At 71.9% G+C, this 23,521-nt stretch carries 22 protein-coding genes; 14 read left to right on the top strand and 8 right to left on the bottom strand.

Annotated elements, in window-relative coordinates:
- The first annotated feature begins 21 nt into the window (after positions 1-21).
- From dhaK to ACFYOY_RS34280, 9 genes are all read left to right on the top strand, one after another.
- Entirely contained in the window at positions 22-1,014 is a 993-nt protein-coding gene (gene dhaK, locus ACFYOY_RS34320; RefSeq protein WP_351894189.1) for a dihydroxyacetone kinase subunit DhaK, read from the top strand.
- Between the two features lie 58 nt (positions 1,015-1,072).
- Positions 1,073-1,708: a dihydroxyacetone kinase subunit DhaL gene (gene dhaL, locus ACFYOY_RS34315; protein WP_208521067.1), complete on the top strand. Its 636-nt coding sequence runs from the start codon at positions 1,073-1,075 to the stop codon at positions 1,706-1,708.
- Entirely contained in the window at positions 1,705-2,121 is a 417-nt protein-coding gene (locus tag ACFYOY_RS34310) for a PTS-dependent dihydroxyacetone kinase phosphotransferase subunit DhaM (RefSeq protein ID WP_059145491.1), read from the top strand. Before dhaL ends, ACFYOY_RS34310 begins: the two co-directional genes overlap by 4 nt.
- 693 nt (positions 2,122-2,814) lie before the next feature.
- Positions 2,815-3,894: a polyprenyl synthetase family protein gene (locus tag ACFYOY_RS34305; protein ID WP_351894181.1), complete on the top strand. Its 1,080-nt coding sequence runs from the start codon at positions 2,815-2,817 to the stop codon at positions 3,892-3,894.
- A complete protein-coding gene (locus tag ACFYOY_RS34300) occupies positions 3,891-4,814 on the top strand; it encodes a hypothetical protein (protein WP_351894178.1) in 924 nt (307 codons plus the stop codon). The genes ACFYOY_RS34305 and ACFYOY_RS34300 overlap by 4 nt, the downstream gene beginning before the upstream one ends.
- 14 nt (positions 4,815-4,828) lie before the next feature.
- The gene (locus ACFYOY_RS34295; RefSeq protein ID WP_351894174.1) at positions 4,829-6,190 is read left to right on the top strand and encodes a cytochrome P450; all 1,362 of its coding nucleotides are present in this window, start codon (positions 4,829-4,831) and stop codon (positions 6,188-6,190) included.
- A gap of 82 nt (positions 6,191-6,272) precedes the next feature.
- Positions 6,273-7,634, top strand: coding sequence for a cytochrome P450 (locus ACFYOY_RS34290; RefSeq protein WP_351894171.1), 1,362 nt, complete (start codon positions 6,273-6,275; stop codon positions 7,632-7,634).
- Positions 7,635-7,834: 200 nt separating this feature from the next.
- Positions 7,835-8,515, top strand: a complete 681-nt coding sequence (locus tag ACFYOY_RS34285; RefSeq protein ID WP_351894167.1) for a helix-turn-helix domain-containing protein — start codon at positions 7,835-7,837, stop codon at positions 8,513-8,515.
- 199 nt (positions 8,516-8,714) lie between these two features.
- Positions 8,715-10,136 (top strand): MFS transporter, encoded by a 1,422-nt coding sequence (locus tag ACFYOY_RS34280; protein WP_351894164.1) that lies wholly within the window; start codon positions 8,715-8,717, stop codon positions 10,134-10,136.
- Here the strand turns inward: ACFYOY_RS34280 and ACFYOY_RS34275 are convergent.
- From ACFYOY_RS34275 to ACFYOY_RS34265, 3 genes are all read right to left on the bottom strand, one after another.
- Positions 10,130-12,178, bottom strand: coding sequence for a helix-turn-helix domain-containing protein (locus ACFYOY_RS34275; protein ID WP_388591369.1), 2,049 nt, complete (start codon positions 12,176-12,178; stop codon positions 10,130-10,132). The two genes, ACFYOY_RS34280 and ACFYOY_RS34275, sit on opposite strands and share 7 nt — an antisense overlap.
- Positions 12,179-12,423: 245 nt before the next feature.
- Positions 12,424-13,230 carry a 3-hydroxybutyrate dehydrogenase gene (locus tag ACFYOY_RS34270; RefSeq protein ID WP_351894160.1) on the bottom strand — a complete coding sequence of 269 codons (807 nt, stop codon included), beginning with the start codon at positions 13,228-13,230 and terminating at the stop codon, positions 12,424-12,426.
- Positions 13,231-13,285: 55 nt separating this feature from the next.
- Entirely contained in the window at positions 13,286-13,765 is a 480-nt protein-coding gene (locus tag ACFYOY_RS34265; protein ID WP_059145500.1) for an NUDIX domain-containing protein, read from the bottom strand.
- 291 nt (positions 13,766-14,056) lie between these two features.
- Here ACFYOY_RS34265 and ACFYOY_RS34260 point away from each other — a divergent pair, with 291 nt between their 5' ends.
- Positions 14,057-14,992, top strand: coding sequence for an O-antigen ligase family protein (locus tag ACFYOY_RS34260; protein ID WP_351894157.1), 936 nt, complete (start codon positions 14,057-14,059; stop codon positions 14,990-14,992).
- Positions 14,993-15,126: 134 nt separating this feature from the next.
- On the opposite strand, the gene ACFYOY_RS34255 is transcribed toward ACFYOY_RS34260, so the two are convergent.
- Both ACFYOY_RS34255 and ACFYOY_RS34250 read right to left on the bottom strand, forming a co-directional pair.
- Entirely contained in the window at positions 15,127-15,684 is a 558-nt protein-coding gene (locus tag ACFYOY_RS34255; protein ID WP_351894153.1) for a hypothetical protein, read from the bottom strand.
- A gap of 98 nt (positions 15,685-15,782) precedes the next feature.
- Entirely contained in the window at positions 15,783-16,577 is a 795-nt protein-coding gene (locus ACFYOY_RS34250; RefSeq protein WP_351894150.1) for an aspartate/glutamate racemase family protein, read from the bottom strand.
- Positions 16,578-16,645: 68 nt separating this feature from the next.
- Here ACFYOY_RS34250 and ACFYOY_RS34245 point away from each other — a divergent pair, with 68 nt between their 5' ends.
- Positions 16,646-17,878 (top strand): glycosyltransferase, encoded by a 1,233-nt coding sequence (locus ACFYOY_RS34245; RefSeq protein WP_351894146.1) that lies wholly within the window; start codon positions 16,646-16,648, stop codon positions 17,876-17,878.
- Positions 17,879-17,903: 25 nt separating this feature from the next.
- Here the strand turns inward: ACFYOY_RS34245 and ACFYOY_RS34240 are convergent, their stop codons facing one another.
- Positions 17,904-19,304 (bottom strand): TerD family protein, encoded by a 1,401-nt coding sequence (locus ACFYOY_RS34240; protein WP_351894426.1) that lies wholly within the window; start codon positions 19,302-19,304, stop codon positions 17,904-17,906.
- Positions 19,305-19,543: 239 nt separating this feature from the next.
- Between ACFYOY_RS34240 and ACFYOY_RS34235 the strand changes: the two genes are divergently transcribed.
- Positions 19,544-20,038 (top strand): DUF6643 family protein, encoded by a 495-nt coding sequence (locus ACFYOY_RS34235; protein ID WP_351894143.1) that lies wholly within the window; start codon positions 19,544-19,546, stop codon positions 20,036-20,038.
- 412 nt (positions 20,039-20,450) lie between these two features.
- Here the strand turns inward: ACFYOY_RS34235 and ACFYOY_RS34230 are convergent, their stop codons facing one another.
- Both ACFYOY_RS34230 and ACFYOY_RS34225 read right to left on the bottom strand, forming a co-directional pair.
- Positions 20,451-21,143, bottom strand: coding sequence for a response regulator transcription factor (locus ACFYOY_RS34230; RefSeq protein ID WP_351894140.1), 693 nt, complete (start codon positions 21,141-21,143; stop codon positions 20,451-20,453).
- Positions 21,144-21,266: 123 nt separating this feature from the next.
- Positions 21,267-21,716: a cyclic nucleotide-binding domain-containing protein gene (locus tag ACFYOY_RS34225; protein WP_351894137.1), complete on the bottom strand. Its 450-nt coding sequence runs from the start codon at positions 21,714-21,716 to the stop codon at positions 21,267-21,269.
- 244 nt (positions 21,717-21,960) lie between these two features.
- Here ACFYOY_RS34225 and ACFYOY_RS34220 point away from each other — a divergent pair, with 244 nt between their 5' ends.
- Positions 21,961-22,386, top strand: coding sequence for an ATP-binding protein (locus ACFYOY_RS34220; RefSeq protein ID WP_388591436.1), 426 nt, complete (start codon positions 21,961-21,963; stop codon positions 22,384-22,386).
- A gap of 79 nt (positions 22,387-22,465) precedes the next feature.
- A complete protein-coding gene (locus tag ACFYOY_RS34215; RefSeq protein WP_351894130.1) occupies positions 22,466-23,407 on the top strand; it encodes a universal stress protein in 942 nt (313 codons plus the stop codon).
- Positions 23,408-23,521 lie beyond the last annotated feature (114 nt).

The raw sequence follows: 23,521 nt of genomic DNA, 5'->3' as shown, positions 1-23,521 counted from the left end.
CGGCGGAGGACGGACACACCCATGAAGATGCTCATCAACGTCCCCGAGACAGTGGTCGCCGACGCGCTGCGCGGAATGGCCGCCTGCCACCCCGAACTGATCGTCGACGTCGAGAACCGGGTGATCGTCCGGCGGGACGCGCCGGTCGAGGGCAAGGTGGGACTGGTCTCCGGCGGCGGATCGGGACATGAGCCGCTGCACGGCGGTTTCGTGGGGAGCGGCATGCTCGACGCGGCTTGCCCCGGCGAGGTGTTCACCTCCCCCGTGCCGGATCAGATGGTGCGCGCCGCGGCGGCGGTGGACAGCGGCAAGGGCGTGCTGTTCATCATCAAGAACTACACGGGCGATGTACTCAACTTCGACATGGCCGCCGAGCTCGCCGAGGACGAGGGCATCCAGGTCGCGAAGGTCCTGGTCAACGACGATGTGGCGGTGACGGACAGCCTCTACACGGCGGGCCGTCGCGGCACCGGGGCCACCCTGTTCGTGGAGAAGATCGCGGGTGCGGCGGCCGCCGAGGGCGCGCCGCTGGAGCGGGTGGAGTCGATCGCCCGGCGGGTGAACGAGCTCTCGCGGAGCTTCGGCGTCGCGCTCAGCCCCTGTTCCACCCCGTCCAAGGGCGGCCCCACCTTCGACCTGCCCACCGGGGAGTTGGAGTTGGGCGTCGGCATCCACGGCGAGCCGGGGCGTGAGCGGCGGGCGATGATGACCTCCCGCGAGATCGCCGACTACGCGGTGCAGGTGGTGGTCGAGGACCTGCGCCCGGAGAACCCGGCGCTGCTCCTCGTCAACGGCATGGGCGCGACCCCGCAGCTGGAGCTGTACGGCTTCGCCGCCGAGGTGCACCGGGCGCTCGGCGAGCGGCAGGTGGCGGTGGCGCGTACGCTCGTCGGCAACTACGTCACGTCACTCGACATGGCGGGCGCTTCGATCACGCTGTGCCAGGTCGACGAGGACCTCCTGCGGCTGTGGGACGCGCCCGTGCGGACCGCCGGGCTGCGCTGGGGCGCCTGAGGCCGGCCGGCCCCCGATACGTACGCTGTCGCCGTTGGCTACGACCGAGGAGGCGCCTGTGTCCAGCAGTGAACCCGCCGTCGATGACACGCTCGACACCCCTTTCTTCCTCCGATGGCTCACCGCCGCGGCCACGTCCGTGAGCCGTGAGGCGGCCCGCCTCACCGACCTGGACTCCGCGATCGGCGACGCCGACCACGGCACCAATATGCAGCGCGGCTTCGCCGCCGTGGCCGAGGCGCTGGAGAAGGAGCCGCCGGGCTCACCCGGGGCCACGCTCATCCTGGCCGGGCGCCAGCTGATCTCCAAGGTGGGCGGGGCCTCCGGACCGCTGTACGGAACGCTGCTGCGGCGGGCCGGCAAGGCGCTCGGCGACGCCGAGCAGATCACCCCGCAGCAGCTGGCGGACGCGCTGCGGGCCGGAGTGGACGCGGTGGCGCAGCTCGGCGGTGCCGCACCTGGCGACAAGACGATGCTGGACGCGCTGCTCCCCGCCGTCGAGGCGCTGGGCGGGGCTACCGGGTCGTTCGCGGCCGCGGGCGAGGCCGCCGAGAAGGGCGCGCTGGCCACCGTGCCCATGCTGGCCCGCAAGGGCAGGGCCAGCTATCTGGGTGAGCGCAGCGTCGGCCACCAGGACCCGGGCGCCACCTCGTCGGCACTGCTCATCGCGGCACTGGCGGAGGCGGCACGATGACCGACGAGGGTGAGAAGAAGCTGGTCGGCATAGTCCTGGTGTCGCACAGCGCGGCGGTGGCGGACTCGGTGGCCGAGATGGCGAAGGGGCTGTCCGGCGGTGGCGCGGCACCGGTCCGCGCGGCGGGCGGCACCGCGGACGGCGGGTTCGGCACCAGTCCGGAGCTCATAGCGGAGGCGGCCCAGGCGGTCGACCGGGGCGCCGGAGTGGCGGTCCTGGTGGACCTGGGCAGCGCGGTCCTGGCCGTCAAGGCGCTGCTGGCCGAGGGCGATGAACTGCCGGAGGGCACCCGATTGGTGGACGCGCCGCTCGTGGAGGGGGCGGTCGCGGCGCTCGTCACCGCCTCCACCGGGGCGGATGTGGACGGGGTGCTCCAGGCGGCCTCGGAGGCGTACGACTACCGCAAGGTCTGACACCGCAAGGTCTGACACCGCGAGGTCTGACACCGCGAGGTCCGACACCACAAGATCGGACACCGCACGGCTATTGAACGGGGCTCCGCCGGTGAAGGCGGGGCCCCGTTCGATCTTCAACGAACCCCTCCGTCGCAATATTGCGGGCCGTTTATTCCACTGATACTCGCCACGTACGGGGCGAGTTGCCCGTTTCGGACCGCCTCGCGCGCGGCGAGACCTCCCGGGCCCCCTGCCGTCAAGTGATAGGCGCGATACCAGAACGGGCTTCCGAATCCGTCGATCTTGCGTCTAGACTGCTGATGTCCGAGTGGGGGGACCGGCGGCACTCAGGGGGAATAAATGGACGTAATTGAGTGTGCCCGCGCACACCTGGCATCCATCGAACCGATGATGCCGACGCGGGTGTCCCACCGGCCAGGGCCCCATTGCGGGCTGGCTTGGATTCCACGCGCGGAAATGACCCGACCGCGCCGATCTCATAGTTCCTTGAGCGTCTGATCTTCGCGCCCGTCGCGGCGCGTTCGACACATCGACCATGAGGCAGCGGTCGCACCCCGCTTCTGCCTTCATGGTGCCGCACACAGCGCGGACGGCAATCCATCTTTTTCAGCGAAGCAAGGATTTCCGCGTGCCTGTTTTCTTCTCCTTAATCAACGGATTTCGACATTTCGACGTGGAGGAGTCAGTCGCATGACCACACCCACGCTCAGCCCCGGCCGCTTGGACGCGGATACCGTCCGCGAGTCGGTGGACGTCGTACTCGAAGACTTTCTGACGGCCAAGGCCCGTACCACTCCGCAACACCATCTGCCGTATCTCTCCGGACTGCTCAAGGATTTCCTGTCCGGCGGAAAACGCATACGGCCCCTGTTGTGTGTCACCGGCTGGCAGGCCGTCGGCGGCGGTGAGGAAACCGATGCGGTGTTCCGGGTGGCCGCCTGTCTGGAGATGTTCCACGCCTTCGCGCTGATCCACGACGACGTCATGGACGACAGCGACACCCGCCGCGGCCGGCCGACCATCCATCGCACCCTGGCCGCGCTGTGCGCCGCCGACCGCAGGCCGGATCAGATCGAGCGGTTCGGGGTCAGCGGGGCGGTGCTGCTCGGCGACCTCGCGCTCACCTGGTCGGACGAACTCCTGCACTCGGCCGGCCTCACTCCCGCCCAGTTCGACGCCGTGCTGCCGCTGCTGTCGGAGATGCGCACCGAGGTGATGCTGGGCCAGTACCTCGATCTGCAGGCCACCGGGGAGCTGACGGACGACGTCGAGGCCACCCTCACCGTCAACCGGTACAAGACCGCCAAGTACACCATCGAGCGTCCGCTGCACGTCGGAGCCGCCATCGCGGGTGCCGGCCCGGAGACCATGGAGGCGTTCACCGCCTACGCCCTGCCGCTCGGCGAGGCGTTCCAGCTCCGCGACGATCTGCTGGGCGTGTACGGCGATCCGGAGTCGACCGGCAAGTCCCAACTGGACGATCTGCGGGCCGGGAAGAACACCACCCTGATCGCGCTCGCCCTGCGCGGTTCCGACAGCGCCCAGGCGGCGCGGTTGCGCAGCCTCATCGGCAATCCGCTGCTGGACGAGCGGGACGCCGTGACCATCCAGGAGATCTTCGCCGCCACCACCGCCCGGGAGGCCGTCGAGCAGATGATCGACGACCGCCGGACACAGGCCCTGCGGGCCCTCGACGACGCCCCATTCACCGCGGGCGCGGTCAACGCGCTGAAGCTGATCGCCCGCATGGCCACTGTGAGGAACTCATGACGACAGGACTTTCCACGGCCGGGGCCCAGGACATCAGCCGGAGCAGCGTCCGCCCGTACCTGGAGGAGTGCACAGGCCGCTTCCAGGAAATGTTCGACCGCTATGTCGTCAATCGGCCCACCAAGGTCGAATTGACCGACGCCGAACTGCGCGAGGTCATAGACGACTGCAATGCGGCGGTGGCCCCCCTCGGTAAATCGGTTTCCGATGAGCGCTGGATCTCCTATATGGGGGTGGTGCTGTGGTCCCAGAGTCCCCGCCATATCAAGGACATGGAAGCGTTCAAGGCCGTCTGCGTCCTGAACTGCGTGACGTTCGTGTGGGACGACATGGATCCCGCACTGCATGACTTCGATCTCTTCCTGCCGCGGCTGCGCGCGATCTGCGAGAAGTACTACAGCCCCGAGGACGCGGAGGTCGCGTACGAGGCCGCACGGGCCTTCGTCACCAGCGACCACATGTTCCGCAACTCGCCCATCAAGGCGGCGCTGTGCACCACGTCCCCGGAGCAGTATTTCCGTTTCCGGGTCACGGACATCGGTGTCGACTTCTGGATGAAGATGTCGTACCCGATCTACCGGCATCCGGAGTTCACCGAACACGCCAAGACAAGCCTGGCCGCGCGGATGACCACCCGCGGACTCACCATCGTCAACGACTTCTACTCCTATGACCGCGAGGTCTCGCTGGGCCAGATCACCAACTGTTTCCGGCTCTGCGATGTGAGCGACGAGACGACGTTCAAGGAGTTCTTCCAGGCCCGGCTCGATGACATGATCGAGGACATCGAGTGCATCAAGGTGTTCGACCAGCTGACGCAGGACGTCTTCCTCGATCTGATCTACGGCAACTTCGTCTGGACCATCAGCAACAAGCGCTACAAGACGGCCGTCAACGACGTCAACTCTCGCATTCAGTAAGGGAACGGGGAACCGTGACTCCCGCGAAGAGCTCCGCACAGCCGGAGCACTCCTGGACCACCGGCACGGCGCCCGGCTCGGTGCCGCTGCTGGGACACACCGTGGCGCTGTGGCGCCGCCCCCTGCAGTTCCTGGCGTCCCTGCCCGCCCACGGCGACCTGGTGGAGGTCAGGCTGGGGCCCAGCCGCGCCTATCTGGCCTGCCATCCCGAGCTGGTCCGCCAGGTGCTGCTCAATCCCCGGGTGTTCGACAAGGGCGGGGTCTTCGACAAGGCGCGGCAGCTGCTCGGGAACAGCCTCTCGGTCTCCCGGGGCGAGGACCACCGCTCTCAGCGGCGGATGATCCAGCCCGCGTTCCATACCTCGAAGATCGCCGCCTACACCGCCGCGGTCGCCGATGACACCCGCGCCGCGATCGGCTCCTGGGAGCCGGGGCGGACCCTGGACATCAGCGACACCATGCACGCCCTGCTGATGCGGGTCGCCGCGCGGACGCTGTTCTCCACCGGGATCGACGAGGCGACGATCGACGAGGCGCGCCACTGTCTGCGCATCGTCTCGCACGGCATCTACAAGCGCACCATGGCGCCTTTGGGGATCATGGAGAAGCTCCCCACCCCGGGCAACCGCCGCTATGACCGGGCCAATGCCCGGCTGCGGAGCATCGTGGACGAGATGATCCGCGACCGCCGGCGCTCCGGCGCCGACCACGGCGATCTGCTCTCCACGCTGCTGCGCGCCGAACACCCCGAGACCGGCGGGGGGCTGGACGACGGTGAGGTCCTCGACCAGGTGGTCACCTTCCTGGTCGCCGGGAGCGAGACCACCGCCTCGACGCTCGCCTTCGTCTTCCATCTCCTGGGCGCCCACCCGGAGGTGGAGAAGCGGGTGCACGCCGAGATCGACGAGGTCCTCGAGGGCCGTTCGCCCACCTTCGAGGACCTGCCGTCCCTTGAGTACACCCGCGGGGTCATCACCGAGTCGCTGCGGCTGTATCCGCCGTCCTGGATGGCGATGCGGGTCACGGCGGCCGAGACCGACCTCGGCGGGCGCACCATCCCGGCGGGCACGATGATCCTCTACAGCGCCCAGGCGCTGCACCACAACCCCGAACTGTTCCCCGAACCCGAGCGGTTCGACCCGGAGCGCTGGCTCCCCGACCGGGCCAAGGACGTGCCGCGCGGGGCGCTGCTCCCGTTCGGCGCGGGCAGCCACAAGTGCATCGGGGACGTCCTCGCGCTGACCGAGACCGCCCTCATCGTGGCGACGATCGCGAGCCGGTGGCGTCTTCGCCCGGTGCCCGGGACGGCATTGCGCCCCGAGCCGAAGGCGACGCTCGAACCCGGCCCGCTGCCCATGGTGTGCGAGCCGCGCTGACGACGTCCGGTCCGGGGTCCGCCCCGGACCGGACGCCCCGTACCTTCCGTACCCCACCTCGCGAGCGAAGGACATCTTCCGCATGAGGACCGCGCAGCACCCGGCGACGCGCCACTGGCGGCACGCCCTCGCCCCCGGCGGGCTTCCGCTGGCCGGCCATGCCCTGCTGATGGGCCGCAAGCCGCTTCAGTTCCTGGCCTCCCTGCCCACCTACGGCGATCTGGTCGAGCTCCGGCTGGGGCCCAAGCCCGTCTTTCTGCCCTGTCATCCGGAGCTGGTCCAGCAGGTGCTGGTGAACGCGCGGATCTACGACACCGGCGGGCCGGTCAAGGAGAAGGCGAAGCCCATCCTGGGCAACGGCCTGATCACCTCCGACTGGGCGGACCACCGACGGCAGCGCCGGCTGGTGCAGCCTGCCTTCCAGGCCGCCCGGATCGCCACATACGCCGAGGTGATGGAGGAGGAGTGCGAGGCCGAGTCGACGGCGTGGACGGCGGGCCGTCCCCTCGACGTCAGCCATGAGATGCTCGCGCTCACCGCGCGGGTGACGGCACGTGCGCTCTTCTCGACCGATATGGCACCGCATGCCGTGGCCGAGATCCAGCACTGTCTGCCCATCGTCGTGGAGGGCGCCTACCGGCAGGCGATCGACCCCACCGGGCTGCTGGCCAAGCTCCCGCTCGCGGCGAACCGGCGCTTCGACGACGCGCTCACCCGGCTCAACCAGCTCATCGACCGCATGATCGACGACTACAAGCGGGCGGACGACGGCGACCGCGGCGATGTGCTGTCCGCGCTCTTCGCCGCACAGGACGACGAGACCGGCGGCACGATGTCGGACCAGGAGATCCACGACCAGGTCATGACCCTGCTGCTGGCCGGGATCGAGACCACCGCCTCCGCGCTGACCTGGGCCTGGTTCCTGCTCGGCCGCAATCCCCGGGCCGAGGCCGCGCTGCACGCCGAGGTCGACGAGGTGCTGGGCGGGCGGGCCCCGCTCTACGCCGACGTTCCCCGGCTCGCCTACACCCAGCGGGTGTTCAGCGAGGCGCTGCGGCTCTTCCCGCCCGCGTGGCTGTTCACCCGGACCACCACCGAGGCCACCGAGCTCGGCGGACGGCGGCTGCCCCCGGCGTCGGACGTGCTGATCAGCCCGTATGTGCTGCACCGCGACCCGGCCCTCTTCCCCGAGCCGGAGTCCTTCGACCCCGACCGCTGGCTCCCCGAGCGGGCCAAGGACGTGGCGCGCGGCTCGTACCTGCCGTTCGGCGGTGGCAGCCGGAAGTGCATCGGCGACGTCTTCGGCATGACGGAGGCGACGCTCGCCCTGGCCGCGATCGCGGGCCGCTGGCGGATGCGCCCGATTCCGGGGACGAAGATCCGGCCGAGGCCGCAGATGAGCCTCACCGCCGGTCCGCTGCGCATGATTCCGGAACCACGCTGAACACCCTGCCGCTCGGACCGCGGTGGGCGCCCACCGCGGTCCGCCGAGCCGGCGGGCCGGGGCGGGCCGTCGATCGCGCCCTCCAGCAGCGACAATTGCGGCTTCCCCCGAAACCAGAACCGGGGACAGTTCCCCGTTCCTTCGATGATCTGAACACCTAACCGGAGAGATTCCCCCGGTTAGTGTTAGGGTTGCGGGCCATGGGCAGCCGTGTGGAGAAAGAGACACCGTTGCGCCGAGACGCACGGCGCAACCGCGAGATGCTGATAGCTGCCGCCCGGGAGATCTACACGGATCAGGGTGTGGACGCCCCGCTCGACGACATCGCCCGTCGGGCCGGAGTCGGCAGCGCCACTCTCTACCGGCGGTTCGCCGGCCGGGCGGAGCTCATCGAGGCGGTATTCGGAGATTCCCTGCGGGACATCCTGCGGGCCGCCGAGGAAGCCCGCTCGGCGCCGGACGCCTGGGTCGGCCTGACGGCCTATCTGGAGCGTATATTCGGGCTGCTCGCCGCCGACCGGGGCACCAACGACCTGATGACCACCGGCATCCAGGGCGTCCCCTCGCTCGACGCGCTCCGCAAGGAGAACCACAAGACGCTCGACGTCCTTCTGCGCCGCGCCCAGCAGCAGGGCGCCGCCCGTAAGGACGCCACCGCGGAGGACCTGCTGTTCCTGCTGGCCGCGCTCGGCCGGGCGGTCCCCGGCTCGACCGTCGCCGCGCCCATGGCCTGGCGCCGCTATCTCGCCCTGCTGCTCGACGGGCTGCGCCCCGAGGGGTCCCGCCCGCTCCCGGCCCCCTCGCTCACCGGGGACCAGCTCGGCGCCGCCATGCTCCAGCTCGGCAAGGTGCGGCGGCCGCGTATGGGACGGATCGACTAGGGGGCGTTCGGGGCGGGACGCGCCGGCCCGGGGGCATGTCGGACGGGGGCGCGCCGACTCGGGGGCGTCCTGGGCGGGGCGGGTCACCACAGTGGCCGGATGAAGTGTGTCGCCCGCCTACATATCCGAGCCGAAGTGCGCATTTCTACGGTGTGGCAACACAAAATCATCCCCGCACCCCGCTCGGAAGTGGTGACCCATGACCACCCCGGATTCTCCGGCCTCCGCTCCCCCGACCCCACCCGGCTCGCTGCGCCGAATCGTCGCCGCGAGCCTTATCGGCACCACCATCGAGTGGTACGACTTCTTCCTCTACGGCTCGGCCGCCGCGCTCGTCTTCAACAAGCTCTTCTTCCCGGACTCCGATCCGCTCGTCGGCACACTGCTGTCGTTCCTGACCTACGCGGTCGGCTTCGCCGCCCGGCCGGTCGGCGCCCTGGTCTTCGGCCACTACGGCGACCGGCTCGGCCGCAAGAAGCTGCTGATCCTGAGTCTGCTGCTGATGGGCGGCGCGACCTGCGCCATCGGTCTGCTGCCCACCCACGCCACGGTCGGTTCGGCGGCGCCCGTACTGCTCACCGCGCTGCGTCTGATCCAGGGGTTCGCGCTCGGCGGCGAATGGGGCGGGGCGGTCCTGCTGGTGTCGGAGCACGGAGACGCGCGACGGCGCGGGTTCTGGGCGTCCTGGCCGCAGACCGGCGCCCCGGCCGGACAGTTGCTGGCCACGGGGGTGCTCTCCGCGCTCACCGCCCTGCTCTCCGACAACGCCTTCGAGTCGTGGGGGTGGCGGGTGCCGTTCCTGCTCTCGGGGGTGCTGGTAGTGGTCGGTCTGTGGATTCGTCTCTCTGTCGATGAATCGCCGGTGTTCAAGGCGGCGCAGGCCCGCGCCGAGGCCCGTAAGGCGGCCGCGGGCGAGGAGGTCACCGAGAAGATGCCACTGGTGGCGGTCCTGCGCCACCACTGGCGAGATGTGCTGATCGCCATGGGCGCGCGGATGGCCGAGAACATCAGCTACTACGTCATCACCGCCTTCGTCCTGGTCTACGCGACCTCCGACCATGTGGGCCTCGGCAAGCAGACCGCGCTCAACGCCGTACTGATTGCCTCGGCCGTGCACTTCGCGGTCATCCCGGCATGGGGCGCGCTGTCGGACCGGATCGGGCGCCGCCCGGTGTATCTCCTGGGCGCGGTGGGCGTGGGCGCGTGGGCCTTCCCCTTCTTCCTCCTCATCGACACCAAGGGCTTCCCGGCCCTCTTGCTCGCCGTGACGGTCGGGCTGGTCTTCCACGGCGCGATGTACGCCCCCCAGGCGGCCTTCTTCTCCGAGATGTTCGCGACCCGGATGCGGTATTCGGGGGCGTCGATCGGCGCGCAGTTCTCGTCCGTCGCGGCCGGTGCGCCCGCCCCGCTGATCGCCACCGCGCTCCTGGCCGACTACAACAGCGCCACCCCGATCGCCCTCTATGTGATCGCGGCGGCCCTGCTCACCCTGGTGGCCGTGGGCGTCGCCAAGGAGACCCGGGACCGCGATCTGGCCACCGTCGAACCGACCTCGGCCCCGTCCCCGCGCCCGGCACCGGACGCGGCGGAGCACACGGCCCGGTCGGCCTCGGCTCAGTAGCCCACGGCCGAGGCCAGGCGGTGCAGCCGCAGGGCGAGCTGGATCTCCAGGGAGCGGGCGGGCGACTGCCAGTCGGGGCCGAGCAGCCGCCCGACCCGCTCCAGCCGCTGTGCCACCGTGTTGACGTGCACGTGGAGGGCGTCCTTCGTACGGGCCGGGCTCATCCCGCCGGCGAAGTACGCGTCGAGGGTGCGGATCAGCTCGGTGCCGCGCCGCTCGTCGTAGTCGATGACCGCGCCCACGGTGCGGGCCACGAAGTCCTGGACGCCGGTGCCGTCCGGGGCGCCCTCGCGGGTACCGGCCAGCAACAGGCCGAGAAAGCCGAAGTCCTCGGCGGCGGCGCCCTGTCCGGCCCGGCCCAGCACCCGCAGGGCGGCCAGACAGCGCCGCGCCTCGGCATAGCCCGCGGCGACCTCCCCGGGCCGTGCGGCGGGCGCGGGGACCGGCGCGGAGGCGCCGACGGTGACCGCGGCGTGTACGGCGGTGCCCAGCTGCCGGGCGGTGCGGCGGGCGAGGGCGTCGGCGGTGTCGCCCTCGGCCAGCGGCAGCAGCAGAACGGTGCCGCCGTCGCGGGCGGCGGCCAGACCGTGCCGGGTGACCGCCAGATGGGACGCGGCGGACCACAGCCGCCGACGGCCCTCGGCGTCCTCGGCGGGCGCGCCGCCGGACCCGCCGCCGTGTGCGCCGCCTGATCTGCTTCCGGGTGTGGCGCCCGGTCCGGGTGTACCGCCGGGGCCGCTTCCGTGTGCGCCGCCGGGACCGGCGGCGGGGGTGCCGGTGTCCGGGGCCTCGATGCCCGCGGCGAGCACCACATGGGGCGTGTCCAGGTCCGCACGGAGCCGCGCGGCGCGCTCGCGCAGCAGCCGGGGCTCGCGGTCGGGGGTGTCGAGGAGGTCGTCCAGGAGCTCACCGCGCACCCGCTGTTCGGCCTCACCCGCCGAGCGGCGGGCGAGCTGCAGCAGCGAGGTGACCATCGCGGCGCGCTCCAGGGTGCGCTGGTCCATGGGGTCGAGCCGGGGGTGGCCGCGCAGCACGAGCGCGCCGAGCAGCTCGCCACCCGCCGAGACGGCGGCGGCCCAGTCCTCCTCGCCGTCGCGCACCGCGTGGCCGTCGGCCCGGGACCGGTCGACGGCCGCCGCGGGCGCCTCGTCGACCTCGAGGAACTCCACGGAGCCGCTGAGCACCTCGGCCACGGCGTCGGCCACGTCGTGCACCCCGCCACCGCGCAGCACCAGCTCGGTGAGCCGGTCGTGGACCTCGGAGGCACGCTCGATGACCCGGCTGCGGTCCCGGATGATCTCGTTGGCGGCCTCCAGCTCGGCGAGTGCCGTACGGGTCTCGGCGAGCAGATGGGCGGTGTCGATGGCCACGGCGGCGTGGGCGGCGAACGAACCGAGCAGCGCCGTCTGCTCGCGTTCGAACACCCGGGCCCGGCGGTCGGCCGCGAACAGCACGCCGATGACACCGCTGCCGAGCAGCAGCGGCACCCCGAGGATGGCGACGAGCCCCTCGTCCCTGACGCCCGCGTCGATGGTGTGGGTGTGCTGGAACCGCGGATCGTGGAAGTAGCTCTCGGTCACATAGGGGCGGGCGGTCTGGGCCACCAGGCCGCCGAGCCCCTCCCCCATGCCGAGCCGAAGCTGCTGGAAGCGGGCCGAGACCGAACCGTCGGTGACCCTCATATAGGTGTCACCGGCCGTCGGATCGTTCAGCGTCAGATAGGCGACCTCGGTGCCCAGCAGGGAGCGGGCGCGCTGCACGATGGCTTGGAGCACCGCGTCCAGATCGCGCAGCCCCGCCAGGTCGTGGGCGGTCTCGTAGAGGGCGGACAGTTCGGCCTCGCGGCGCCGTCGCCCCTCCAGCTCGCCGCGTACCCGCAGGGCGAGCAGCTTGGCGCGCTCCAGGGCCGCCAGCCGGTCGGCCGGGGCCTTGTCGGCGCGGGCGCGCAGCACCGGGCGCTCGTACGCCTCGGCGGGCGCGCCGCGTACGAGCAGTTCCAGGTAGGGGGCCTCCGGCCGGTCGTCGGGCATGGGCACAGACATACTCCCGCCGGGACCGGCGGCGCCAGCCGTAAGGCGGCCCGGTACCCCTTCGACGGGGCGGCCGGGCAATACGCGGTCCGGTGGCTGAGCCAATGGGCCACCGTCCGTCGATGGCTGAGCCGATCCATCCGCCAGTGGCTGAGCCAATCGGCCAGTGTCCGCCGATGGCTGAGCCGATCCGTTCTCGTGGCCCGGTGGCTGAGCCAATCGGCCTTCGTCGCCCGGTGACCGATCCGATGGGCCGCTCAGTGGGCGGTCCATCCGCCGTCCATGCTGAGCGAGGCACCGGTGACGAAGGACGTGTGCGGGCCGCAGAGATACGCGACGGCCTCGGCGACCTCCTCGGGTTCGACCAGCCGCTTGACCGCCGCATCGGCCAGCATCACCTCGGCGACGACCCGCTCCGGCGAGATCCCGTGGGCCTCGGCCTGGTCGGCGATCTGCCGCTCGACGAGCGGGGTGCGCACATAGCCGGGGTTGACGCAGTTGGAGGTCACCCCGTGCGCCGCGCCCTCCAGGGCGGCGACCTTGGAGAGCCCCTCCAGACCGTGTTTGGCGGCCACATAGGCCGACTTGTACGGGGAGGCGCGCAGCCCGTGCACCGAGGAGATGTTGACGATCCGGCCCCAGCCCCGCGCGTACATATCCGGCAGCGCGCCGCGCACCAGCCGGAACGGGGCCTCGAGCATCACGGTGAGCACCCGGGAGAAGACCTCGGGCGGAAAGTCCTCGATGGGCCGGACGAGTTGGAGCCCGGCGTTGTTGACCAGGATGTCGATGCCGGCGGCGGCCCGTTCGGCGGCGTCGAGGTCGGTGAGGTCGAGGGGGAGGGCCTCGACCGGGCCGGGCAGTCCGGAGGCCGCGGCGACCAGGTCGGTGAGGCCCTCGGCGTCCAGATCGACGGCCCGCACCCGCGCCCCGGCGGTGGCCAGCCGCAGCGTACAGGCCCGGCCGATGCCCCCGGCGGCGCCCGTGACGAGTGCGGTACGGCGGGACAGATCGAGGCCTTCGGGCGGCCGGGGGCCCGGGCCTGGTGTGGTGGACGCGCTCATGAGGGGCACATTAGGCAGCCCTCGGGCCCGGTCCGATGTGGGGGCGGCACATACTTCACTCCGCGACGGTGGGCTCGAACCATGTCGGGCCGTCCTCGAGCGCCTGCTTGATCCGGGACAGGGAGAAGTCCTCCATCTCGGGCAGCGCGTCGAGCGGGAACCAGCCGACGTCCAGCGACTCGTCGTCGTTCACCCGCGCCTCGCCGCCGACCGCGCGGCAGCGGAAGCAGACGTCCACGAACTGGCACCGGTCGTCGTTGGGGTAGGTCACCGGCGCCAGGGTCCGTACGAGCACGATGCGTTCGGGGACGCAGTGCACCGCGGTCTCCTCCGCCACCTCGCGGACCACCGCCGTGGCCGGCTGCTCACCGGGTTCGGGGATACCGCAGATGATCGTCCAGCGGCCGTTGTCGGCCCGGCGACCCAGCAGCACCCGCCCCTGGTCGTCGAAGACCACGGCGCTCACGCCCGGCAGATACAGCAGTTGGTGACCGATGGAGGCCCTGAGGTCACGGATGAAGTCGGGGGTCGGCATGGGCCGAGGGTATCGGGCGGAAATGGGGGCGCGCACGGCGGCCGAACGGCGCCCTTCACGGCGGGTGTTTCACGACCGACTCATCGTTTCTGCGCACCATATACACATTCCTTACGACAAGCGCTACGGTTTCGGGTGTCATGGCTCGCACGACGGCCGTAAGGCGTGTCGGTGCGGTGCCCGTCACGACGGGGGGTCGACGGGATGACGTCATCAGTGGTGGAGCCTGTCGTGCAGGACCACGGCAGACCGGCTGACGGATGTGCCGGCGCATCCGATATCGCGGGGGTCTTGATCCTGGCCGGCTGCGCCGTCTGGGCACTGATCGCGGCCCTGGGGCGGCCGGCCCGCCCCGAGGGGGTGCTGCTGGCGGTGCTGGCGGTGGCCGCCGGTTACGCATGCGGCCGGATGGCCGGATCGCTGCTGCCGGTCGCCTCGACGGCGGCCGCCGGGCTCGCGGGGTTCGGCCTGGCCTGCGCCTCGCCGTACGGGCTCACCGGCCATGAGGGGGCGGGCGCGGGCCAGCTCACCCTGGCCACGGGCGCGGTCTGCTGCGCGGCCTGGGCCGCCCCGCGGGCGCTGCGCCCGGCGCTGTGGCTGCTGGCCACGGCGATCACGCTCACGGCCGTGGTGGCCGGCTCGACGGCGGGCTCGGTCGCGAGCGGCGCCGTCCTGGTGTGCTCGCTCACCGCCGCCCGGCGCCGGCACCGGCTGCCGGCGCTCGCCGCGTGTGTGCTGATCGCGGCGGTCGCCGTCGGCGGCACCTGGGCGGTGGCCAAGAACGCGGTCCCGGGCGGGCTCCCGCCCGCCCTGCGCGCCCATCTCACCGAGCACCGGATCCGGCTGTGGCAGGACGCGGCCCGCATCGGGGAGACGGACCCGCTGCGCGGTGCGGGCCCGGACCGCTTCGGCGAACTGAGCCCCGCGGCGGCCCAGCCGCAGGGTCCGGAGGCCAAGCCCCATTCGGCGCCGCTGCAGCAGGCGGCCGGTCAGGGGCTGCCGGGAGTGATCCTGCTGGGCGCCGCCTTCGGCTGGATGCTCCACGCCCTGTGGCGCTCCCCGCGCCCGACTCCGGTGGTCCTTACGGCGGCCGCGACCCTCACGGCCCTGGCCGTCGTGTCCTGTCTGGGCAACGCCCTGAGCTTCTCCCAGATCACCGCGGGAGCGGGCCTCCTCGCCGGACTGGCGACCGCCCGCCTGAACGACGACCCCGGAGCGGTGCCATGAGACCCGGCGCGCCGGGAGAGAACGCGCCCTCGGACGCGTCCGACGAAAGAGAATGCGGGCCCCCGATGGCCGCGACGGACAGCGCCTCCCCCGAAAGACGCCCCCGTCCCCCGAAAGAGGGGAACGGGGACCGGCTAGACCTGGGAGGTACGCGCCGCGATCAGCCGCAGCCGGTCGCGGATGACCCGGACCGCCGCCTCCGCGTCGTCCACCGTGACCGTGAAGACGCGCCCGTCCCCGAGGCGGACCACCACGCCCTCGCCCCGGCGCACCACCACCGCCGTGCCCTTGTCGGGGCGCCAGCGGTAGCCCCAGCCGCCCCACTGGCAGGGGGTGACCTTGCGGGCCACATCGGCGTGGACCACGTCGGTGAGCGGGATGCGGCGGCGCGGGAGCCCCATATGGCCGCAGCGGATCTCCAGCACCTCGTCGTCGACCCGCACCGCCACATGGACGAAGGCGAGGGTGCCGAAGAGCATCAGCAGCCCGGCGGTGACACAGCCGATGACGGACATCAGCAGCGGGGCGAGGCCCGAGCCCCATGGTGAGTCGACGGCGAGGTCGACACCGAGCGCCAGGCACGCGGCGCCCGCCACGGCCAGCACCCACTGCCCGCGGTTGTGAGCTCGTCCGGTCCAGACCGCGGGCGGCTGCCCGTGGGCGCTCGGCGTTCCGTGGTCGTGGTGCCTCATGGTTGGCAGCGTACTCAGGTTCCGGCCACACGGCAGCGGGGAGAGTGATTCCGCTGGTGAAGAGCGTTGCGGTCAGCTCACCGCACGAGGCGCCGCTGTCAACCGCGCGCCGGGGCCACGGGTGCCAGCAGCACTCCTTCGGCGTAGGTCAGGGCGACCTCCGGCAAGGGGGCCTCGCGCCCGCTGAGGATGACGGTCAGCCCCCCGGCGGCGACCGCGCCGTCCGGCGGGAAGGGGTCGGCACCGATCCGGCGCAGGGCCTGGGCGGCGACGGCCCCGGCCGAGCCATGGAGGGCGATCGGCGGCGCGCCCGGTTGCTGCACGGCGGCCCGGATGCGGTCGGCGACCAGTTCGTAATGGGTGCAGCCCAGGACGACGGTCGTTACCTCGCGCGGGGTGCGCGCCGCCGCGGCGGCCACCGCGGCGTCGATCCCCTCGGTGTCGGAGTGCTGCACCGCGTCCGCGAGCCCCGGGCACGGCACCTCGGTCACCTCGACGCCGTCCGCGAAGTCGCGAATCAGTCCGCGCTGGTACGGGCTGCCGGTGGTGGCCGGGGTGGCCCAGATCGCGATCGGCCCTCCCCCGGCCGCCGCGGGCTTGATGGCGGGCACGGTCCCGACGACCGGCAGAACGGGCTCCAGCTCGGCCCGCAGCGCGGGCAGGGCGTGGACGGAGGCGGTGTTGCAGGCGACGATCAGCGCGTCGGGGCGGTGCGCGGCGGCGGCCCGGGCGCAGCCCAGGGCGAGCTCGGTGACGTCCTCGGGAGTGCGCGGTCCCCACGGCATGGTGGCGGGGTCGGAGGAGAGAAGGAGCTCGGCGTCCGGCCGCAGTCGGCGCATCGCGGCGGCGGTGGGCAAGAGCCCGATTCCGGAGTCCATAAGCGCGATCTTCACCCGGTCACTTTAATGGATCGGTCTGGTGCGCCCGACGGCCGGGCACACCTTCGGGCAGACTTCGGCGAGTGAGCGCGCTGATGTGGATCGCCGTCGGGTCGTTGGCCGCATGGCTGTGGCTGCTGTTGGGCCAGGGCTTCTTCTGGCGTACGGACGTCCGGCTGCCCCGGAGGGGCCCGGACGGCTCCGGGCCGCCGGAGCCCGCGGCATGGCCCTCGGTGGCCGTCGTGGTGCCCGCCCGGGACGAGTCCGCCGTGCTTCCGGCGAGCCTGCCCTCGCTGCTCGCCCAGGACTATCCGGGGCCGGCGGAGATCTTCCTGATCGACGACGGCAGCTCGGACGGCACCGGAAAACTCGCCCGTCAACTGGCCGAGGAGTACGGCGGGCTGCCGCTGACCATCGACTCCCCCGGCGAACCCGGCCCCGGCTGGACCGGCAAGCTGTGGGCGGTGCGGCACGGCATGGCGCTCGCGACGACCCGTATCGCCGCGGACCGTAAGGACGACGGCGACCGTAAGGACGACGTCGGCGTCGACTACCTGCTGCTGACGGACGCGGATATCGCGCATGAACCGGACTCCCTGCGGGAGTTGGTGCGCGCGGCCGAGGCGAACGGACTGGACCTCGTCTCCCAGATGGCGCGGCTGCGAGTGGCGACCGGCTGGGAGCGGCTGATCGTGCCCGCCTTCGTCTACTTCTTCGCCCAGCTGTACCCCTTTCGGTGGGTCAACCGGCCCCGGGGGCGCACCGCGGCGGCCGCGGGCGGCTGTGTGCTGCTGCGTCGGGAGGCCGCCGAGCGGGCCGGGATCCCGGAGGCGATCCGGCAGTCGGTCATCGACGACGTTGCGCTGGCCCGCACGGTGAAACGGTCCGGCGGGCGGATCTGGCTGGGGCTGGCCGACCGGGTCGACAGCGTGCGTCCGTATCCGCGGCTGGGCGAGCTGTGGCGGATGGTCTCGCGCAGCGCGTACACCCAACTGCGCCACAATCCGCTGCTGTTGCTGATGACGGTCGCGGGGCTGGCGGTGGTGTATCTCGCGCCGCCCGCGGCCGTGGTCGCCGGGGTACTGGCGGGGCGTCCCGCGCTCCTGTCGCTGGGCGCCGCCGCCTGGGTCCTGATGGCGGGCAGCTACATCCCGATGCTGCGCTACTACCGGCAGACCCTGTGGCTGGCGCCGCTGCTGCCCCTGACGGCCCTTCTCTACCTCCTGATGACCGTGGACTCGGCGGTGCGGCACCACCTCGGACAGGGAGCGGCCTGGAAGGGGCGCACCTATGCCCGCCCCAGCGCCGCGCCCTGACGGCCGCGCCCCGTGCACCGGGTCTTCACTTGCGGCCGGGTGTCCAGTTCATGCCCCAGCCGTAGGCGTGGTCGAGGGTGCGCTGCGGGCTCACGCCGCGCTGCGGCACCAAGTAACGGGCCTCGCGCTGAACGACGAGGTCGCCGCCGGTGTTGGTGATGAGCGCGAGCGCGCAGACCGGGGAGGGGACGGTGCACTCGTCGAGCGAGAAGTCGATCGGGGCGCCGAACTGCGGCTGCAGGGTGACCGTGGCGTGGAGGTTGGCGAAGCTGCGGGCGCCCTCGTAGATGGTCACGAAGACCAGGATCCGGCGGAACGACCGCAGGTGGTCGAGGTTGATGGTGAGGTTCTCACCGGTCGCCCGGGCACCGGTCCGGTCGTCGGCGTCCAGGTGGATGAAGGGCGGCTGGTGCAGCGAGCCGAACGAGTTGCCGAGCGCCTGGACCACACCCTTGCTGCCGTCGGAGAGTTCGAACAGCGCCCCCAGGTCGAGATCGAGCTCGTTGTGCATGGCCATGGCCTTGCCCAGCTTGGAGGCCCAGCCCGAGAACTGCTTGTGCACCTGCCAGTTGAGGTTGACCCGCATGGTGCCGGAGGTGCCGCCCTGCTTGGTGAGCGAGACCGCGGGCGCCTCCTTCGTCAGGGTGACCTTGCTGAGGCTCACCGGCGCCGTGGCGGGCGAGGGGGCCGGGGCGGCCGGTGCGGTGGGCGGGGGCGGCGGAAGGGGCGTGGAGACGGCGGTGGGCGGCGGAGGCGGGTACGCCCCGGCCGGAGGGCCGGACGGCGGCGCGGGGGCGGCGTACGGGTTCTGCGCGGCCGCGTGCGGGGTCTGTGCCGCGTACGGGTTCTGCCCGGCGTTCGGCGGCGCGGCGGGGACGGGGACGGCGGGCTGAGCCGGCGTCTGCTGCGGTTCGTCGACGCTGATGCCGAAGTCCGTGGCGAGCCCCGCCAGCCCGCTCTCGTACCCCTGGCCCACCGCGCGGAACTTCCAGGCGCCCTGCCTGCGGTACAGCTCGCCGAGGACGAAGGCGGTCTCGACGGTGGCGTCCTCGCTGTCGAAGCGGGCGATCTCCGCGCCGCCCGCCGCGTCCAGCACCCGGATGTGCAGACCGGGGACCTGACCGAACGTTCCGCCATCGGCCGAGGCCGCGAGGACCACGGTGTCGATGGCGGGCTCCACCCGGTCGAGGTCCGCCGAAAGGGTGTCGGTCACGGTGTCACCCGTGGTCCGCTTCCCCTCGTGGCGCACCGCGCCGGAGGAGTGCGTCGCCTGGTTGTAGAACACGAAGTCCCCGTCGGACCTGACCTTTCCGGACATCAGCAGCAACGCCGAGGCGTCCACGTCCGGCGCCCCCGGTCCGGCGCGCCAGCCGAGCTCGATCCGTACCGCGCTTGCCGGTACTGGCGTGTTACCGCCCTTGCGCATCGCCATTTCCGTCCCCCTGCCTCTCTGTTCGCTCGGTCACCGGGCCGCTCGGCCACCGCGTACCGCGGACGACCGGTGGCTACCCGCTGAAAACGCGCTCTTTACACGAACTCAACGTACCCTGACGACCGATTTTCCCTGGTTCGCTCGGATTGGGGATCCACGACCACTCCGAACACTGAAAACAACCCTCCTACCGGGCTCCCCAATCAGCACATGGTGGGCTTAACTTATGGTCTATGACCTCCCCCCGCAGCACTTACGGTGGCGGCTACTACTCCTCGCCGTCCTTCCCGGACACCCCCATCTACGACAGCCTTGTCGCCGAGCGGGGCACACCACAGATCGCACCCATCAGGGTGCCGTCCGCCTACGACACCGGAAGTCATCTTCCGGCCCTGCCCTCAGCGCTTCCCGCGCTGCCGGCCGCGCCCTCGCCGCAGCCCATGTACCAGGGCTACCAGCAGCAGCCGCAGCCCACCGGGCTGCAGCAGGCGCATGCGCCCTACATCCCGCCGCAGCCGACCGGCCCGCGGGGCTACCCGGGCGCTCAGCAGCCGCAGATGCAGCGCCCCGGCCCGGCCGCGCCGATGGGGTACGAGGCGATGCGCCCGGCCATGACGCGTCCGGCCGCGCCGCGTCCGGCGGCCCCCGCGCCGTCTCCCCACGACGATCCGTACGGGCGTCAGCAGTACCCGGGCGGCCGGTCGCCGCAGCCGGGAGGCGGCTACTGACACGTGTCGGGAGGTGATGCGACCGGGCCGGTGCCCGGTCGCGGGAAGGATCGGGCCGGATGGGGCATCCCCGTCCGGCCCCTGACTTTTGTGCGGGCCGTCCGGCCCCTGGATTTCCGGAGGCCGGTCCCGACTCTCGAGAGGGCCGTTCGGCCCCTCCCCGACGGTGGCACGCATCGCGATGCTGGACCGAGCAATTCCGCGAGCCATCTCCATCACGGGGGCGGACCGGGCTCTCACTCCACTGCGGTGAAGGGCAACTCGACCGGTCCGCCTCGTTCGGTGTGGGGCGCGGGGCCGGCAGGGGAGCCGGTTCCGCGCTCCACGCGAAACGCGCGCGGGGACCACCGTAAGGACCTCACCCGGCCCACCGTAAGGACGTCATCGGCTCGTGGCCGTACCGCTCACGGGCTCACTGACCCGTTTCGCGCTCCTTGATCCGCTCGGCGATCACCGCGGCCTGAATGCGCCGCCCCACGCCCAGCTTGGACAGGATGGAGGAGATGCGGTTCTTGACGGTCTTCTCGGCCAGGAACAGCCGCTCGGCGATCTGCCGGTTGGTCAGCCCGTCGCCGATGAGCTGGAGGATCTCCCGCTCCCGCGGTGACAGGTTCTCCAGCTCCGCGGGCCCGCTGGGCGCGGGGCCGCGCAGCCGGGCCATCACCCGGGAGGTGGCGCCGGGGTCGAGCATGGAACGGCCGTCGGCCACCGTACGCACCGCCGACACCAGGTCGGACCCGTTGATCTGCTTGAGCACATAGCCCGCGGCCCCGGCCATGATGGCGTCGAACAGCGCCTCGTCGTCGTCGAAGGACGTCAGCATCAGACACGCGAGGTCGGGGAGCCGGGCCCGCAACTCCCGGCAGACCTCGATCCCTTCGTGGTCCCCGCCGTCGCCCGAGGAGCCGAGCCGTACATCGAGCACCGCGACCCGTGGCCGTACGGCGGGGGCGCGGGCGATGGCCTCGCGGGCGTTGGCCGCCTCGCCGACCACCTCCAGATCGGACTCGGCGTCGAGCAGGTCACGCAGTCCGCGCCGCACCACCTCATGGTCGTCGAGCAGAAAGACCCTGATGGGGCCGTCGGGGTCGGCTGTCTGGGGCACGGCCTCTCCTCCATGGCGCACGGGTCGCCGGTCGCGATCCGGCTGCCCAGCTTTACGTTCTGCCGCAGGGCAGCGTAAGGGGCCATTCGGCCCCCGGGCCGCTCTCCGCGCCCTCCGGCCCGATCATGGCGAGATCCCGCCCGCGTACGGCCCATACAGATCCAGCAGCCGGGTGCGGGCGCTCTGCAGCCGGCCCCCGATCACCTGGGCGCAGGCCAGCGCGAGGGCATAGCCGAGCTCCGGGTCCTCGTCGCACAGCCGGCGCACCGCCTCCGCGTTGAATTCGTGCGCGCGCACCGGGCTGAGCGCCTCCGCGCCCAGATGCCAGGTGTCCGGCGGGAAGAGCCAGGACCAGCCGATGAGCTCTCCGGGGCCGAGGGTCTCGATCACCGCGGCCCGACGCCCCGGAACATGCAGATCGAGGGTGACCGCCCCGGTGCGGATGATCCAGAAACGGTCGGCCTTACGGCCCTCCTCGAAGATGCGGCCGCCCGCGGGAAAGGACACATCGTGGGCAAGCGCCATCACCCGCTCACGATGCTCGGTCTTCAGCGCGCTCAGAAGTCCCATCATGACCTCACCTTGCCGTCCCCTCTCCCCCCTCGCCCCTCGGCGGTCACTGTGCATACGAGAGGCAGCGATCCAAAGCGATACACCGACGATCGGGTATCGCTTCACCCTTACCCATTTCCGGTCACGTTTCCGATATGACACGTCATTCGTGGTCGTGATGACCGATGAGACCCCACTCCCCGTACCCTCGGCTGCTTCACCGACCCTGCGATGTCGCTCGTACTCGTCACCAAAACGGGAGGCACTGGTGCTAGCCGACCCTCGTCGGTCCGCCGATCGAGCCGGAGAACACCTGCTCCACCGCCATTTCACCGCCGACGAGCTGCCCCGGCTGCGGGTGCAGATCGAGGAGTGCGCGGCCTGGGCCGGGCTCAGCGAGGCCCGCCGCGGGGACTTCGTGCTGGCCGTCGACGAGATCGCCAACAACGCCATCGAGCATGCGGGCGGCACCGGCTCCCTGCTGCTGCGGCGGATCGGTGACGAGTTGGAGTGCCGGATCAGCGACTCCGGCCCCGGCTTCTCCGAGGACGTCATCCCCCGGATCCTGCCAGGGCTGGACGGCGCCACCAGCGGCCGCGGGCTGTGGCTGACCCAGCTGGTCACCGATCGGCTGGTGATCAGCGCGGGGGCGGTGGGCGCCGTGGTGACGCTGGCCATGCGGCTGCGCTGAGTGAGCCGTCGGACTCCCTCGGCGACCGCTTCGGCGGGACAATGGGAGGGGACACACCCATGTGCCGGCAGGAGAGGCGGTGGGCACGGTGGAGCTTCCCGTGGTCGTCGGGGTCGACGGTTCGGCCGCCGCCTCGGACGCACTGGACTGGGCGGCCGAGCTGGCCGGGCGCCGCAGGCTGCCGCTGCGCGTCGTCCATGCCTCCCTGTGGGAGCGGTACGAGGGCTATGTCGCCGGAACGGCCGCCGACCGCCCCGCCGAGCGGCTCCACAGCGAGGCCGTGCTGGCCACCGCGGCCGAGCGAGCCGGGCGGCGGGTGCCGGCCCTGAAGGTGATGACCGACCTGGCGGCCGACGACGCGGTCACCGCCCTGCTGCGCGCCGGGCAGAGCGCCGAGGCGCTGGTGGTCGGCTCGCGCGGCCGCGGCGAGTTCGCCTCCCTGCTGCTCGGCTCGGTCGGACTGGGCATCGCGGCCCGCGCCCAGTGCCCGGTGGTCGTGGTGCGCGGCCGCCCGGAGAACGTGCACGGCGGGATGAACCGGGTGGTGGTGGGGATCGCCGAGCGCGAGCGCCCGAGCCAACAGGAGCCCGCGCCGCCCTCGGCCGCCGTCGCGTTCGCCCTGCGCGAGGCGCGGGGGCGCGGCGGGGAACTGGAGGCGGTGCACGCATGGCGCTGCGCGGGCCCCGAGGACCACGGAGCGCGCGAGAACCACGGAGCACACGAGGGCCACAGGGCACGCGAGAACCACGCAGCGCGCGAGGACCACGCACGGCGCGCCGCCGAGCTCCTGGACGAGACGCTGGGCGGCGCCACGGCGGCCGGGCTGCCGCCGGTGCCGGTGGCGCACCGCCCGGTCGAGGGCTCGGCGCGCAAGGCTCTGCTGGACGCCTCCGCGCATGCCGATCTGCTGGTGGTGGGGGCGCGGCGGCGGCAGGGGCACTTCGGCATGCAGCTGGGGCTTGTCAACCACGCCGTACTGCATCACGCCAAGTGCCCGGTCGCCGTGGTGCCGGTTTCCTAGGCTCCCGTCCCTCAGCGGCTCCTGACCCTGGCCGAGTTCCTTCCATCGGCGCCACCACCGGCTCCTGCCCCGGCTACCCTGCTGGTGAGAGGCTCATGGGGGGATGGTGGCCAG

This window comes from Streptomyces sp. NPDC007875, from assembly GCF_042868035.1.
GTDB classification, from domain to species: domain Bacteria; phylum Actinomycetota; class Actinomycetes; order Streptomycetales; family Streptomycetaceae; genus Streptomyces; species Streptomyces antimycoticus.
This window is presented reverse-complemented; position numbering and strand designations above follow the sequence as displayed.